A 15,034-nucleotide genomic window follows, 5' to 3' on the forward strand; every position below is an offset into this window, starting at 1 on the left:
TTTTTTCCTTCGCGCTTACTGATGGGTCTGGTAGTGGTTTGTCGCGTAAGCGAAATAACCACGCTGGCGCATCAGTTCGCGGCGCAGGTCAGGATGCGAGGTGAAACGATCGCGACCGTGTAGCCAGAACAGGTTGTTGATCAGCAGGAATTTACCCACTGAAACCGGTACGGAAATAATACTTTTGCTGGTTTCCAGCGCGTCGGACAGGTCACTCAGCCAGACGCCTTCTTCATAGTCTTTTGGCTGGACGAACTGGTCGATGTAGCGCATCACCGGACGACCCTGCTGGTCAACGTCAAATACCGGATGGAACACTTCCTGGCTCACGTTTTTGCTTGGCGGCGCGGCAAAGCGCATAGGGCGACGCGCTAGCGGATGGGTAAAGTACTGATCCAGATGTTCCCAGTCGTCGAGGTGCAGCAGCAGCGAGTTACCGCCGGTCATGTTCTGCTCGTCAATCTTCATCATCAGCACGTAATCGGTGATTTCTTCGAGATAGGTTCCGTCGTTGTGCAATTCCATCACTCGGTGAGGCTGGCGCAGATAGCTGTCTGAATTATCGACGTTTTTCACCACAAAACGTGCGTAATATTGACCGCTCATCGCATCAAAATTCGAGCGTCCGATTAGATGCGCTACCGCCGTCGCCAGCTTGACCATCTCTTCTGCCTGCGCCACATCATCCACGCCAACGGCATTGATCAGCAGTGCGCCTTCGGCACGATCGAGCAACGTTTTCAGCAGCAGAGGCTGCAACTGATTGCCGCACAGGTCGTCGAGGATCTTGCCCACTTTGAAGCGCAAGAAGGATTTGTATTCCAGCGCCTGCACCGGCCACTGCGCGACGGCCTGCAGAAATTGCTCAGTGGTTTCAGCGGAAAAAGTCAGCTCCAGCAGGCGTGGGGACTGGGCTGATGGTTTCAGCGTGAAACCGCTGTAGTGCTGGGCTGGATCTTCAGCGTTCGGTTTTACGGCAGTCAGTGCGTTCATCAAATCGTTCCTCTCAGTAGATTGTCAGGGAGATATGGCGCAGCTCGTTTCGTAGCCATAAATTAAAAATATCTACATTTTTGAAAAGCGCGCACAGAATGAGCTTCTTTGTTTGTTATTTGTGATCAAAGGCAACAATTATTTAACATTGTAAACGGTGTGGATATCACGGGGTGAGGCGGGAAGGCGAGCTATCAGGCGTCATACCAGCAGAGTTTTTGTCTATCTAACTTTTTGGATATTAATGAATTTTTTGAGTGGTGCCACGTGTTCCACGTGGCCAATTAGTCTTTTTCTTCTTCAGATTTATGGCGACTGCTTTGATTGCTCAGTTGCGCTATTGGCAGAGACCGAATACGACTGTGAATACTCGGCGTAGAAAGGGTAGATGGTAATAATATCGTCGCTAATACTCTGTAACTGACGCAGTTTAACTGAGAAGTAACTTAATGAAGTTTTATTCGCGTTGCAGGCATCTTTGCGTTTCTTCCCGACGACCAGGAAATCTTTTAGTGCTGCAATATTATTCCTGCTGTTGATGCGAGCGATTTTAATTAAAACATTGAAATGTTCTTCGCTGAGGCTTCCATTTGACAAAGAACGATAGCTACGTGGACGGCAGTGTGACTGAGAAGGATGGCGCTGTGACATAAAAGGATCCATGGCTTTGGTTTCAAAAGTTCATTTTTTGCCATAGAAAAATATAAAATTTAATAATTTGTAATAACTCTAATTTAATCTAAAATCCGTAAAAATCAATAATCTAATTTTATATAAATTTATATAAAAAATGATATATATAACGAGTTCATTATTGTGAAGCATGAGCGAATGATTAAGCGTTTATCGATCCTGGACGGCGATGTATAGAGTAGGTTTTCAAGTGTTTTTATGAAATTTTGCGGTGGTGATTATTTTCCTTTGGTTGATGAAACATATTGTTACATTTTAACTTGAGTTATGGATTATTCTTTGTTTAGCGATATATTTTATTAAATTTATATAACTTTTATTTGTAATAACGATACGTGCATTTTTATATCACAATTTTTTAACTGTTTTATTAACAATTTACTGTATATTTGTTAGGCTGAATAACAAAAAAAATAGCCACTTTTTTTCCATGTTTACACTTGGTCTTATTTTACTATCATAATACAAAGTTAAATATGGCTGGGATAGATGGATGATTAAATGAAGTATACTTTATCAGCAAAGATATTCATTAGTGCTCTGGCTGTAAGCACAGTTTTTATCGCATGCTTGCTTTCCTGGATTGTCACTTTGTAAATGTTGGGTGAAAAAATGAGCTCTAATGAAGAAATTGATTTATTAGATTTTATAAAGTATGCCTTTAATAAATATCTACTAATATCATTTATCGTGTTTTTCTGTATTGTAATAGGTGGCGTGTTTTGTTACATCAATAACGATAAGGTGACGTTAACACTTGATATTACACCGAAAGTTTACTCACCATTTTTTTACACTTCATGCAACGATGATGTTGAATGCCGTAATGAAATATTCAAAACATTATTGGTGTCCAGAGTTGATAGTCGCTTTAGTGTCAATGAAAATAAAAAAAGTAATACCCTGAATCTGAAAGCCTTGGTTTCCAGGAATGAAGCAAATGAAATTGAGAACTCACTGCTCTCTCTTAACGCCGCACTCAATGCATGGTATGCAGATGATGTCGACAACGTATTGCAGGAGTTAAATGCGCGGCACGCTGATAATAAATCAACAGAGACCCTATCGCGTGCCTATCTAATCACAGTGGCAACGAAACGTTATTTGGATAAGGGCGATATTGTTATTATATCAGAGCCGGTAGTGGTGGCTCGATACAATACTACTATGGTTCTTTTATTGTCAGCGCTTGTAGGACTTATTTTTTCTTTGTTATTGGTGATGTTAAGCTACCATAACCGTCAAGAAGAAAATAAATGTATAAATTGTCAGTTTAATATTAAGTAAACTGCTCCACTTAACGTAATTACGCCCCTGATGATTTGCATCGATAAGGGGCGTTAAAATATTCATTAACGTATAGAGGAGAGGAACTTAAAATGGAGTAGAATGATTTTCTCAAGTGTCTACATTAAAAGCTAGCTATGACATTTTTGAATTCATGAAGATGATTCAATTTTAAATAGTTTAGACCTGCTTTCCTGTGCGCATACAATGTTGGTGGTGTACGTCCAGTCTTTTCTGCAATCTCTTTTATCTCAACACCTATAAATGAGAGCCATAATGCTTCCCATTGATATTTTGTAAGCCCCAATATGCCGTTAGCACAGTGAGGATGACGGGAGCGAAGATAAGTACTTCTTTCAATGGAATCTTTTAAATCCGCAATCGGCGTTCTGATGTCATAGGCCCTCAGTCCGGTCATATCGACAAAACGTCTTTCATTCGCATTTTTTTGATCATATAACACAATGCCTTTCCAGCCGTAGTTGTTGGAAATCTTACGCGTCATATCGAGCATTTTGATACGTTGTTTAAGGGTACTACCCGTGGTTACTAGCAACATGATGCCGATGCTTGCTGATGGATAGCAAAACGCAGGCGAAAGGTCTGATTCATTTATCCATGTGAAATCCACCAGGTTCTGGATGGCTAACTTCAGATAGCTATTAGCCGATACGCACACGATCTTAATATTATTACTCATTTTATATGAATTAGGTAAGTTAATTAATATTTGCACAATACCAAGGGTACATCTGTACGACGGAGCGACTAATGCGTTGCAATTGCCTGAGTTTAATTGACAGACAACTCTGTGAGATGCCGCTGATAAGACAAGCTTCATTTCGTTTTAATCCATTAACTAAATGAAGTTCGAGTGCGTATATAATCTTTTCACTATATATACTGGATATATCAATAAGCAAATGGAAATGGGTTTTATCTACCATTCCTGGTGTTAGGGTCCCTGGCGCTGGAATAGAAGAGTAATGTTCTGCAAAGCCATCCTTAATGTTCATTTCTTCCTCATGGCGCAAAATGATAACTATTGGCTTGAATGGTTCATTGATGAACTCTTCTTTAATAATAGCTTTAACATTGATTTAGTAAATAGCTCACAGTTTTATATTTGGCATTTTTGCGGGTTGATTTAATTCAGGAGTTACAAAAAATCCAATAAAATCAATTGTGAAGATGTTTTTTTGTTAATTATAACATTATGTGTTTTGATGAATTTGGCGATAATGCTCCTGGTATTTATTAAATAATGATAAAGGTTTAATCAATATAATAGAAAATTGATGTTTATTAAATGTTAAATTTATTAAAAATAATATAATTTGAATAAAGATCTAATAATTACCATGTGGACTAAAATGTGCATCGATCTAACATAAGAAATGTGCAATGCATTGCCAGACAACCGACTGGTGCAAATTAACTCTTTTGTGTGATGAAAGCATAAGTACTTCTGGTAACTGGATGTGTAAGCCATACGAGTATAACTTTTTAAAAATCTCTAAGGCACCTACGTTAATTTTTTTAGGAGGATTACTTGCTATTATGAAAATTATAATTTTTTTGTGTGTGGTAACAATATCGACACAAAATAGTGAATTTTATGTCAATAATAAATTTTATACATCTGGCTGATGAGTAATTTAATTTTCTTAGAAAACATACAGTTGTATTATGACTAATAAACTTTATTTGCAAAGGAAAGATAAATAATATAAAAATGCCAGAAATATTCATCACCTGGATAAGTATGAACAAAAAAACGTATAGATTTAGTAATGGGTGGATTATTGGTTTTTATGTTATATTGATCGTCTTGTATTTGGGCGTGGGGTTATGTCTTTCGCAATTTAAAATAAGTGTAAAAAACGTCCCGCAAACAACATACTTAATCGTCATTGTGGGACTGTTGTTTCTCTATACAATAATGTTTTTGTTTATGCTGTTTCAATATCTATGTCGAAAAGAGTTATCCTATATCTTTATTCTGGGTATAGCATTTATTAGCTGTGATATCTATTTTATTGAAACGATCTATATTGTGCAGGCGCTGATTAATGATAGTGTTTCAATCGAACAGAGAAGCAATGACATTGCTATCTTTTACTACTTTCGGCAATTGAGTTTTATCATTACGCTGTGTATCGGCATTAAAGCGTATAGAAACGATACGATTGTCATTGAGGATCAACAAAAGAAGCCGATACTGGAGATGATAACGGTCATCGTTGTGGTCGCAATAGGTATTCTTGCTCATAATTTATCAAGTTATAATCCCGATGTCGTGATAGATATCACCTGTTTAAAAGACGATCTGGTGACGTTGCATTGGGAATTAAGATACATTTATTCGTTAATTGCAGGTTGGGCCATAGCTTTAGTCTACCTTACGTTGAAAACCCGATTGAACAATGCGTTGTGGGTCAGTATCGCTCTGATGTGCTGCTCGGCGATATTAACCAATTTATTACTTATCACTCTTGATGAGTACAGTATGTATATCTGGTACGTCAGTCGCGGACTTGAAATAATAAGCGCATTATGCGTAATCTCAATTTTAATGTTTAATACTTTCCTGCTACTAAAAAGAGAAACGGAATCCTCTATGAGAGATGCACTAACCAAAATTTATAATCGTAAGCTGTTCTATAAAACACTTAACTCTGCCATGCTACGTGGAAATGTTTGTGTGTTGATGCTTGATATTGATAAATTTAAGAGGATTAACGACACTTATGGACATCAGGAGGGAGATAAGGTGATCGTCTCCATCGTTTATATCATTAATAAATCGATTCGTGACTCCGATGTATTTGCTCGGGTGGGGGGAGAGGAGTTTGGTATTTTATTGAAATGCAATGATAAACAGGAGGCTATGGTGGTGGCTGAGCGGATTCGACAAAATGTAGAAAAACTCACGTTACCGCCAAATGTATTTGGTATTAAAGAACAGATGACAATAAGCATCGGGGTTTATTTTAGTTCTCCGAAAGATGAATCGGGTGATAAAGTCGTTTCCTATGCTGATGCTGCACTTTACGCCGCAAAAAATGCAGGCAGAAATAAAGTGATGTATTACTGCGGTCCCCACGAGCTAACGTGTCCGTGCGTACAGCCATAACCAGCAGTATGTTAGCCGGCCAACAACGCCATCGCGTAGTTGGCCGGCAATATTGACTAACCTGCATCTACCTGCGGTTTACTGTTGCGTTTACGGATCATGCGCAGCACCGGCGGGACCACGATAACCAGTACCGCCATCACCAGCAGCACTTTCGCCACGCCGCTGGCCCACAGAATATCCATACTCCCGTTACTGATAGACAACGCCCGGCGCAGGTTCTGCTCCAGCATTTCCCCGAGAACGAAGCCCAGAATCAATGGCGACATTGGGAAGTGCATTTTACGCAAAATGTAGCCCAGCACGCCGAGGGCGACCATCAACACCAAATCGAAGGTAGTGCTGTGGACAGCGTACACACCTACCGCGGAGACTGCCGCAATAGCGGGTACCAAAAACCACAGCGGAATGGTCAGCATGCGGGTAAACAGACCGATCAGTGGAATGTTCATCACCAGCAGCATTACGTTAGCGATCAGCAGCGCTGCAATCAGCCCCCAGACGATATCCGGCTGTTCAGTGAACATCGCCGGCCCCGGGGTGATGTTGTACAGCGTCAGCGCGCCCATCATCACCGCCGTGGTACCGGAGCCCGGCACGCCGAGCGTCAGCATTGGGATGAAAGAGCCGCAGGCCGAGGCGTTGTTGGCGGCTTCTGGTGCTGCTACGCCACGAATATCCCCCTTGCCAAAGCTGTCGCTGTTGCCGCTGAGCTTTTTCTCGGTCATGTAGGTGATGGCACTGGCAATGGTGGCGCCAGCGCCAGGCAGAACGCCGACGAAAAAGCCAATCACTGATGAACGCAGGGTGGCCCCTACGCACTGTGCGCCTTCTTTGGCGTTGAACAACATGCGGCCCGTTTTACGCACCAGCGTCTGGCCACTGCTGGTATGTTCCAGCATTAACAGTATTTCAGAGACAGAGAACAGCCCAATCACCACTACGATAAACTGCACACCGTCGGAGAGATGGACACTGTCAAAAGTAAAGCGATAAACCCCGGTGTTGGCGTCTACGCCGACGGTCGCAAGTCCGAGACCGATAAGCGCTGCCAGAAATGATTTCAGCGGATTTTGCGCCATCATGCTGCCGAGACAGGCAATGGCGAAAACCATTAAGGCAAAGTATTCTGCCGGACCGAAGGCCAGCGACCATTGGGCTAACGCTGGGGCGAACAGAATGATGCCGCCAATGGCGATAAGCGAACCAAAGAAAGAGCTGACCGCCGAGATAGAGAGCGCCACGCCGCCGCGTCCTTGCTGCGCCATCGGGTAACCATCCAGCGCGGTCATAATCGCCGCCGCATCGCCGGGAACATTCAGCAGGATGGAGGAGATGCGCCCGCCATATTCACAGCCAATGTAAACCGTAGCCAGCAGGATCAGCGCGGATTCTGCGGGCAGATGCAAAGCAAAGGCCAGCGGCAGCAGGATCGCCACGCCGTTGATTGGCCCAAGGCCAGGCAGCAAACCCACAATGGTGCCTACAAAACAGCTTATCAAGGCGATGACCAGGTTTTCCGGCGTCATTGCCACCGCGAAACCCTGAGAAAGATAAATCCAGGTATCCATCGTTTCTCCGTTAACCCAGCCAGGCGCCGAGTGGTAAGGTGACGTCAAGCAGTCGGTCAAAGGCATACCACAGCAGAATGCCGAGCACTGCGCCGGAAATACCCGCAGCCGGGATGGTTGCGCCGAACAGCATGCCAATCACCACGGTGAGAATGGCGGTGGCGATGGGAAAACCGAGCCACTCAAAACCCCAGGCGTACATCAACAGAACAATTACCATCGTCAGCAGCTTTTGCAGCACGTGGCGACGGGGCCAACTGATGGTATCCGGATGGCGCAACAGCAGCGCCACGGCGCATACCAACATCAGACTGATAATGCCCAGCGGGAAGGGACGCGGCCCTACGGGTTCATAGCTGTATTCGCTGCTGATTTGCCAGGCCACGAACAGCCCGGCTATGCAGAGCAACAGCCAGATACCTGCAAAAATACGATCGCTCATCATCTTTGCCTCTGCGTTTACTTCGCCAGACCGAAGGCTTTCGCCTGCTCACGATAATCCGTAACCTGTTTTTTCACGTAGTCGTCGAGCTGTTTGCCGCTCATGTTGAACTCAAACAGACCGCGCAGATCGCGTTGTTTTTTAAACTCATCGGTCTGCTGGAGTTTGTTAAAGGCATCAACCCACCACTGATACTCAGCGTCGCTGACTTTTGGCCCAACGTAGAAGCCACGAATGATAGGCCACACGAGGTCATAACCCTGCTCTTTGGCGGTTGGCACGTTGGCTAACTGGCCCGGTAGGCGTTGATCGGAGAACACCGCGAGCACGCGGATTTTGTCGCCGCTGAGGTAGGGCACCATTTCACTAAGATCGCCGGAAACTACCTGCACGTGATTTCCCATCAGCGCGGTAACCGGTTCGCCACCGCCCTCAAAAGCCACATAGCGCATCTTGTGCGGATCGACATTGGCTTTTTGCGCCAGCAGCGCCGACTTCATCCAGTCCTGGCTACCGATAGAAGCACCTGCGCCAATGACCACGCTGTTAGGGTCTTTCTCCATTGCCGTAAGCAGATCTTTCAGCGTCTTCCATGGCGCATCCTGACGTACGGCAATCATGCCGTAGTCGGTGCCGACACTTGCCAGCCAGCGGACATCATCCACACCGTAGCGACCAAACTTGCCCTGTGACAGGTTCAGCAGGGAGCCGCCGGAGAAGGCCACCACGGTTCCCGCTTCAGCCGGGCGTTGAGCGACGATCGCGTTATAGGCCACGGCCCCAACGCCGCCAGGCATATAGGTCACGCGCATCGGTTTTTCGATAGCACCGGTTTCCATCATGCTCACCTGAATCAACTTACAGGTGAGATCGAAACCACCGCCGGGTTTAGCAGGGGCGATACATTCAGTGCGCGATGGCGCTTGTTCGGCCAGTACAGAGGTACTCATCAGTAAAATGCTTGCAGTAAGGGTACGAAGTAACTGTTTTTTCATTGTTTATCCTCACGCCGGAAAACCGGATTTTCGGGTACGGAAGAAGATTTTTGTGATTATGTGAGCCGATGTGTAGCAGTTCGGTTGCGTGATTGTTAAAACATTAACCTTTCAATTCCCTTTCAATGCGGCAGAAACTTTGCAGGATGTGATATGCGTCTCTTATTAGCGGAAGATAACCGTGAGTTAGCTCACTGGCTGGAGAAAGCGCTGGTGCAAAACGGTTTTGCCGTTGACTGCGTTTTTGATGGCCTGGCGGCCGACCATCTTTTACATGGCGAAACATACGCGTTGGCGGTGCTGGATATCAATATGCCGGGGCTGGATGGTCTGGAAGTCGTTAAGCGGCTGCGCAAACGCGGGCAGACGCTTCCTGTCCTGCTGCTGACGGCGCGTAGCGCAGTGGCCGATAGGGTGAAAGGGTTGAACGTCGGAGCCGATGATTATCTGGCAAAACCGTTTGAGATTGAGGAGTTGGATGCTCGGTTGCGAGCCTTGCTGCGTCGCAGTGCGGGACAGGTGCAAGGCATACAGCAACTGGGGGAGCTGGCGTTTCACGATGAAGGCTATTTTCTGTTGCAGGGGCAGCCGTTGGCGCTCACGCCGCGAGAACAGGCGCTGTTGACGGTGCTGATGTACCGTCGGTTGCGACCAGTTTCACGCCAGCAGTTGTTTGAGCAGGTCTTCAGCCTGAGTGATGAGGTCAGTCCTGAAAGCATTGAGCTGTATATCCATCGTTTGCGCAAAAAGCTACAGGGAAGCGATGTGCGCATCGCCACATTACGTGGTCTGGGTTATGTGCTGGAGCGTAGCGATGAAGTGGGTTAAACCCCAATCGTTATACCTGCAACTGCTGATGTTTTTGGGCCTGCCGCTAATGTTGCTGTGGGGCCTGTCAGCATTTAACAGCTATGTCAGTGCGCTACAGGCGGCGACCCAGGCGTATGACCGCACGCTGCTTTCATCCGCCAGGACCGTCTCCGAGCGGCTGGTGGTGCGCAATAAACAGTTAGAAGTGAATGTGCCATGGGTGGTGCTGGACAGCTTTGAATTGAATATGAACGACCGACTGTATTACAAAGTGGTTGATCCGGCGGGGAAGGTTATCTCTGGTTATGACGATTTACCGGCGATGCCGCCTGCTACCTCGCGCACGCGGCTTTATCCGGCGCTGGCATGGTTTTATCACACTGAATATCGCGGTGAGGCAATCCGTGTGGCGCGTCTGCTGCAGCCTGTCAACGAAGGTGGCATTGTTGGCATGGCGGAGATTTATGTTGCCGAAACGCTGCAATCGCGGCGTTATCTGGCGCGACAGCTGTTGTTTTCCTCGTGGGTCTCGCAAGGGCTGCTGGTACTACTGACTCTGGTGCTGGTTGGCTGGCTGCTGCGCCGGGTGCTACGCCCGATGCGCCAGCTGTCATCGCTGATGGTGCGTCGTGAGCCGGGGCTACTGACGCCGCTGCCGGAGCTGCTGCCGTGGTCGGAAACCCGTCTACTGATTGTGGCGTTTAACCGCTATCTGGACCGACTTCGCGGCCTGATTTCTCGCCAGGAGCGCTTCAGCGCGGATGCTTCCCATCAGCTTAAAACGCCGTTGGCAGTGCTGAAAACTCAGGCGGCGGTGGCTCTCGCCAGTCAGCAGCCGCAGCAGTGGTACGAGAGTCTGCAAGCCATGAGTACCACGCTGGATAACACCATTCAACTGACTGAAAGGCTGTTACAGTTGTCGGCGGTGAAGCGCAAAGAGCAAGGGGAAAGGCATTTCTCGCCGGTTAATCTGTATGAGGTGGTGCAAACCAGCTGTTTTACCCGACTGGCGCAAGCGCGTAGTAAAGGGATCGATCTGGGCTATGAAGGGGATCAGGACGCGGTGTGGGTCGAGGGCGACGAAGTCTTGCTCGGGGAACTGTGCGGGAATCTGCTGGATAACGCACTGAAATACACGCCGCCGTTAGGCGTGGTGACTGCCCGACTGCGGCGAGAAGGAGAGGCTGTGGTGCTGGTGGTTGAAGATAGCGGGCCAGGCATTGATGAACAAATGGTGCATCAGGCGCTGCTCCCGTTTCATCGTCTGGATAACGTCGGCAATATTCCTGGGGCAGGAATCGGTCTGGCGCTGGTCAACGACATTGCTCGCCTGCATCGTACGCACCCACAGCTATCCCGGAGTGAAGCATTAGGCGGGTTAAGCGTACGGATGCGGTTTTTATGTCTGGAGCGAGAAGGGCAGGACGATCGGTGTCGTCCAGCGCCCGTTATTTAAAGGTCACTGTCGCATTGACCGGGATACTAAATGCGCCTGGTTGAGGAGGGTTCTTCAGCCAGAACAGGGTCGCCATGAACTCTTTGCGCCGACTGTCGCTCTGGTTGTTAAACGCGCCGCTGGTAAAATCGATGCGGTTGCCGCTGATAATATCCCCGGCGCCGGGCCGTGCAGCATCCTGAAGCGTAACGCCGATATCCGGCGTACCCTGACCGGTAAAAACCGTGCCGCTGTTGTGCGTGGTGCCGGTAAAGGTTATCGCGTAATTGATGCCGCGACATTCATGCTTCCCGGCAGCTTCTGCAGCGATAACGGCAAACTGTTTGCTGTGGCTGTTATCCTTGCCCGCTTTGGCTTCGGTAATGCTGATCCTGCCAAACTCGACGGTATCCGTTCCTTTGTCTGAGGCAATAGAGACGATCGGTTCGCAGTTGATATAACTGATGTTATTCAGGCCGGTCAGCGCGGGGCCAAAGTTTTTTGCCGGATTGCTGGCGGAACAATGCGTACTGCAAGAGTTAATGCTGCCAATACCGTCGACGACGAAAACTTTGTTGATGGTGCGACCCGCCAGTGCGGGCAAAGGATCCGGGAGCTTTCCGGTGGCGACCAGACTAAGGTTAAAGGTGAAAGAAAAAGTTTGCGGAAGTGCCAGGCAGGCACTGGTATTTCTGTGGCTGTTACTATTGCAGTAGCCGTTTGAACCTGTTCGGGGCAGCGTTGCCTGATATTGCGTGGTGACGGCCTGCGCGCTCTGATCGTAAGAACGACCATCGATGCTCACCACCAGTTTCATATTGGTTCCCTGCAAAAAATGCGCAAACTCATGGTCGGGATCGATGTAGATTCTGGCCGCTTCGCCCTGGGGCATATGGTCCGTGTCGCTGCAGGTGACGCTAACGGTCTGTGAATTGGACACCCAGACGGTGTCTCCGGCGGTGGTGCTATGGCTAATTTTAATCGGATCAACGTGTACAGAGACGCTGTTTGCTGTACAGGTAACCGCATAGCTTGTACTACTGAAGATCGGCAAACAAAACAGCACCACGAGTTTAACTATTTTTAACGGATTCATTGATTGCACCTTACGAACCGACGCACTGGGCAGTAATTTGTGTATATCCGATTTTCTTCACCGGCTGGTGATGGTTATCCGGCATTTGAATAAAGCAGTGTTCATTGGTATGTGAGCCCCAGCGCACTTCCAGGCGCGAATTATCTTCCACGCCGCTGGCATACAGAGCGCCATGCAAACCGACCAGGCCGTGATTGCGGCCTTTGGCATCCCGAACGATCGCACCAACCGGCGGGGCTATGTTGCCGGGTATGACTGCATTCACCAGATAGTTGCGCCCGCTGAAAGTTTCAAACACGACTTTGCCGATGGCTTTCTCTGTCGGGACAATTTTTTTCTGTGCCTGGGGAATATCCAGACCGGCGCCAATATCGGCGGTATTCAGACTCACCACGTTGTAATGCCAGGCATCTGCCGCAGTCAGGACCGCATAGCCGTTATCGTCTATCGCCACGCCGTTTTGTTGCTGGATATGGACGCCGTCGGCATTTTGAGCCTCGACCAACACCATGGTGTCACCCGGAGAGTGCATAAGCGTAACGCCGCCTGCGTGCAGCATCGCCCCGCCGCTGATGCCCATATTCATATTCTGGTAGTTGCGCCCGGCGCTATAGCCTCCCTGAACGTTCATCTTGTCGCCTTGCCAGGCGGCGTTAACGCCGGCAGCGGAATCCTGTCGATCGGTGGTACTGCCTTGAACGCCCCAGCTCAGACGATCGTCAAATGCGGTGTTGCTGTAGCTGGTGGAGTAGCTGTCGCCATTCTGCTGGCTATGCATCACGTTGGCAGAGACAAAGCCGTGGCTGTCCATGAAATCAAATGGGATGGATAACGTCAGGTTGATACTGCGGTCCTGGTAGTCGTACTGGTTGCGGGTGTCCTGCACGTATACGCTCCAGTTAATTTTCCCCAGCGTATCGTTGTAACCCAGTTGTATCGTGCGGTCGTGACTCCCGTTGTGCCAGTAGTTTTGCTGGCTGGCGCTGACGTAAAGCGAGGCGTTATCCCACAAACGCTGATTAACAGAAACCTCAAAACGTTGGCGGCGATTATTGTAGTTACTGGTGTAGTAATGCTTTTTGTTGTGCTGCTCGCCAGGGTAACGCAACTGCTGATTGGGGTCGTCATAGGCGATGTCGTAATAACCCGAGGACCAGCTGTTATGCTCGTTAATGGTGTCGCTAAAGCTGTAATAGCCGGATGTATTGTAGCGGTAGCCAACCAGACGAAAATCCGTGCCGTACTGGTTCAGCGATTTAGAATACAGGAAACGGTAACTTTGCCCCGTGGACGCTTCTCCGCTGGCAAGCTGTGCTCGGGCGGTGGTGATATCAAAGGAGATCGCGCCAAACTGATGCAGATCCTGAGCGACCCCGGTGGCAATCGCGTTGTAACTTTCCGCCGCCAGTAAACCGCCGTACAGCGTGGTTCCAGAACTGAGGCCATAGCTCAACGTTCCCTGGACAAAACGGGGCCGCCAGCCGCCACTGTAACCGTCACGGTATTCCCCGGCCGTAAACTGAAAACGGCTGTTATCTGCGCGCAGCATGTTCGGTACCGCCGAATAAGGCACGCTGAAATTGAGACGGCTGCCATCGGCTTCAATAACGCTAACATCCAGATCGCCACTCTGGTTGCTGGGGTTAATATCGTCGATGTCAAACGCGCCCGGCGCGACGTTTTTACTGTAGATCAGGTAGCCATTTTGCCGGATTTCGATTGTGGCATTGCTGTTGGCGACGCCGCGAACGACCGGGGCAAAATCGCGTTGGCTATCAGGCAACATATTTTCATCGCTGGTGAGCTGCGCCCCGGTAAACTGGATGCTGTCGAACACATTGTCATCCGTGTAGGTTTGCCCGATGCGCAAGCGGCTACGTAGCGCAACAATATTGCGCTCCACCCACGTAGAAACCGCCTGCCACTGGCGGCCTGAACCGCTGGCGTAGCTGAACGTGGACTGGTTACGGAAATGCCATCCCGCCAGGTTGATGCCGTTGGCAAAACTGGCAAAGACGGAGTCATGATCCTGACCCTGTTCGGCCAGGCGGGTGGTATTGACGTTGTAGCCGACAAAAGCGGCATTAACCCCATCGTCATAGGCAGACTCCGGGACTGCATCGTGTGCGGTCGAGAGCAGAAAAGCTTCCGGCACTGAAATATCAATACGCTGGTAGTTTGCATCTGCCGTCAGGCGGCTGTTTGCTATCAGCGCTGTGAGCTCAATGCAGGTATCGCTGCGGTCATCCGGGATTTTAATCCCGTATCTGCGCAGATCGTCAGCGCTTAGGCAGGGTTGTGGCTTGCCTTCTGGCTGACGTCTTTTGAAGGCAACATTGCGCGTCTCAACGAAGCTATGATCAATATAAATATCGTATTCAAACGTCCCTTCGCTAAGCCCATCATTACGGGCGATTTGCACCACGGAGGTGATATTTTGCGCACCATGCACAAAGCGGGTATTAAACTGTGGCGCACCGCTGGCGTAAGCAGGCATACACAGGACCAACGTTGACAGCGTAAAGACCCTTTCCTTAAACCGTTGCGGTTGCTTATTTTTTATCATCATTGCAACC

The 15,034-nt window shown here is 48.3% G+C and carries 13 protein-coding genes; 4 read left to right on the top strand and 9 right to left on the bottom strand.

Going from position 1 to position 15,034, the window contains the following annotated elements:
* Nucleotides 1-15: 15 nt before the first annotated feature.
* Both glaH and OGX66_RS16355 read right to left on the bottom strand, forming a co-directional pair.
* Nucleotides 16-993 carry a glutarate dioxygenase GlaH gene (glaH, locus tag OGX66_RS16350; protein ID WP_003839704.1) on the bottom strand — a complete coding sequence of 326 codons (978 nt, stop codon included), beginning with the start codon at nt 991-993 and terminating at the stop codon, nt 16-18.
* 306 nt (nt 994-1,299) lie between these two features.
* Nucleotides 1,300-1,644 (bottom strand): PapB/FocB family fimbrial expression transcriptional regulator, encoded by a 345-nt coding sequence (locus tag OGX66_RS16355; protein ID WP_044713312.1) that lies wholly within the window; start codon nt 1,642-1,644, stop codon nt 1,300-1,302.
* A gap of 654 nt (nt 1,645-2,298) precedes the next feature.
* Between OGX66_RS16355 and OGX66_RS16360 the strand changes: the two genes are divergently transcribed.
* Nucleotides 2,299-2,973, top strand: a complete 675-nt coding sequence (locus tag OGX66_RS16360; protein ID WP_143759629.1) for a hypothetical protein — start codon at nt 2,299-2,301, stop codon at nt 2,971-2,973.
* Nucleotides 2,974-3,097: 124 nt separating this feature from the next.
* On the opposite strand, the gene OGX66_RS16365 is transcribed toward OGX66_RS16360, so the two are convergent.
* Together OGX66_RS16365 and OGX66_RS16370 are read right to left on the bottom strand one after the other, a co-directional pair.
* Complete coding sequence (locus tag OGX66_RS16365; RefSeq protein WP_071891779.1) at nt 3,098-3,673, bottom strand: hypothetical protein; 576 nt, start codon at nt 3,671-3,673, stop codon at nt 3,098-3,100.
* Nucleotides 3,674-3,692: 19 nt separating this feature from the next.
* Nucleotides 3,693-3,989, bottom strand: coding sequence for a PapB/FocB family fimbrial expression transcriptional regulator (locus OGX66_RS16370; protein WP_071891781.1), 297 nt, complete (start codon nt 3,987-3,989; stop codon nt 3,693-3,695).
* 749 nt (nt 3,990-4,738) lie between these two features.
* Between OGX66_RS16370 and OGX66_RS16375 the strand changes: the two genes are divergently transcribed.
* Nucleotides 4,739-6,109, top strand: a complete 1,371-nt coding sequence (locus OGX66_RS16375) for a sensor domain-containing diguanylate cyclase (RefSeq protein WP_088903395.1) — start codon at nt 4,739-4,741, stop codon at nt 6,107-6,109.
* 56 nt (nt 6,110-6,165) lie between these two features.
* Here OGX66_RS16375 and OGX66_RS16380 read toward each other — a convergent pair whose 3' ends face one another.
* The 3 genes from OGX66_RS16380 to OGX66_RS16390 are packed head-to-tail and all read right to left on the bottom strand — an operon-like array spanning nt 6,166 to nt 9,117.
* Nucleotides 6,166-7,680: a tripartite tricarboxylate transporter permease gene (locus tag OGX66_RS16380; protein ID WP_286511809.1), complete on the bottom strand. Its 1,515-nt coding sequence runs from the start codon at nt 7,678-7,680 to the stop codon at nt 6,166-6,168.
* A gap of 10 nt (nt 7,681-7,690) precedes the next feature.
* Entirely contained in the window at nt 7,691-8,125 is a 435-nt protein-coding gene (locus OGX66_RS16385) for a tripartite tricarboxylate transporter TctB family protein (RefSeq protein WP_008321484.1), read from the bottom strand.
* Between the two features lie 14 nt (nt 8,126-8,139).
* The gene (locus tag OGX66_RS16390; RefSeq protein WP_003846007.1) at nt 8,140-9,117 is read right to left on the bottom strand and encodes a Bug family tripartite tricarboxylate transporter substrate binding protein; all 978 of its coding nucleotides are present in this window, start codon (nt 9,115-9,117) and stop codon (nt 8,140-8,142) included.
* Nucleotides 9,118-9,270: 153 nt separating this feature from the next.
* On the opposite strand from OGX66_RS16390, the gene tctD reads away from it, so the two are divergent.
* Both tctD and OGX66_RS16400 read left to right on the top strand, forming a co-directional pair.
* A complete protein-coding gene (gene tctD / locus OGX66_RS16395) occupies nt 9,271-9,945 on the top strand; it encodes a transcriptional regulator TctD (RefSeq protein WP_016150859.1) in 675 nt (224 codons plus the stop codon).
* Nucleotides 9,932-11,383 carry a sensor histidine kinase gene (locus OGX66_RS16400; protein WP_044713301.1) on the top strand — a complete coding sequence of 484 codons (1,452 nt, stop codon included), beginning with the start codon at nt 9,932-9,934 and terminating at the stop codon, nt 11,381-11,383. Before tctD ends, OGX66_RS16400 begins: the two co-directional genes overlap by 14 nt.
* Here the strand turns inward: OGX66_RS16400 and OGX66_RS16405 are convergent.
* Both OGX66_RS16405 and OGX66_RS16410 read right to left on the bottom strand, forming a co-directional pair.
* Nucleotides 11,376-12,458, bottom strand: coding sequence for a fimbrial protein (locus OGX66_RS16405; RefSeq protein ID WP_121540396.1), 1,083 nt, complete (start codon nt 12,456-12,458; stop codon nt 11,376-11,378). The genes OGX66_RS16400 and OGX66_RS16405 overlap by 8 nt on opposite strands.
* 10 nt (nt 12,459-12,468) lie before the next feature.
* A complete protein-coding gene (locus OGX66_RS16410) occupies nt 12,469-15,027 on the bottom strand; it encodes a fimbria/pilus outer membrane usher protein (protein WP_088903136.1) in 2,559 nt (852 codons plus the stop codon).
* Nucleotides 15,028-15,034 lie beyond the last annotated feature (7 nt).

Origin of the sequence: Citrobacter sp. Cf072, from assembly GCF_030334485.1 — a bacterium.
GTDB lineage: Bacteria > Pseudomonadota > Gammaproteobacteria > Enterobacterales > Enterobacteriaceae > Citrobacter > Citrobacter freundii.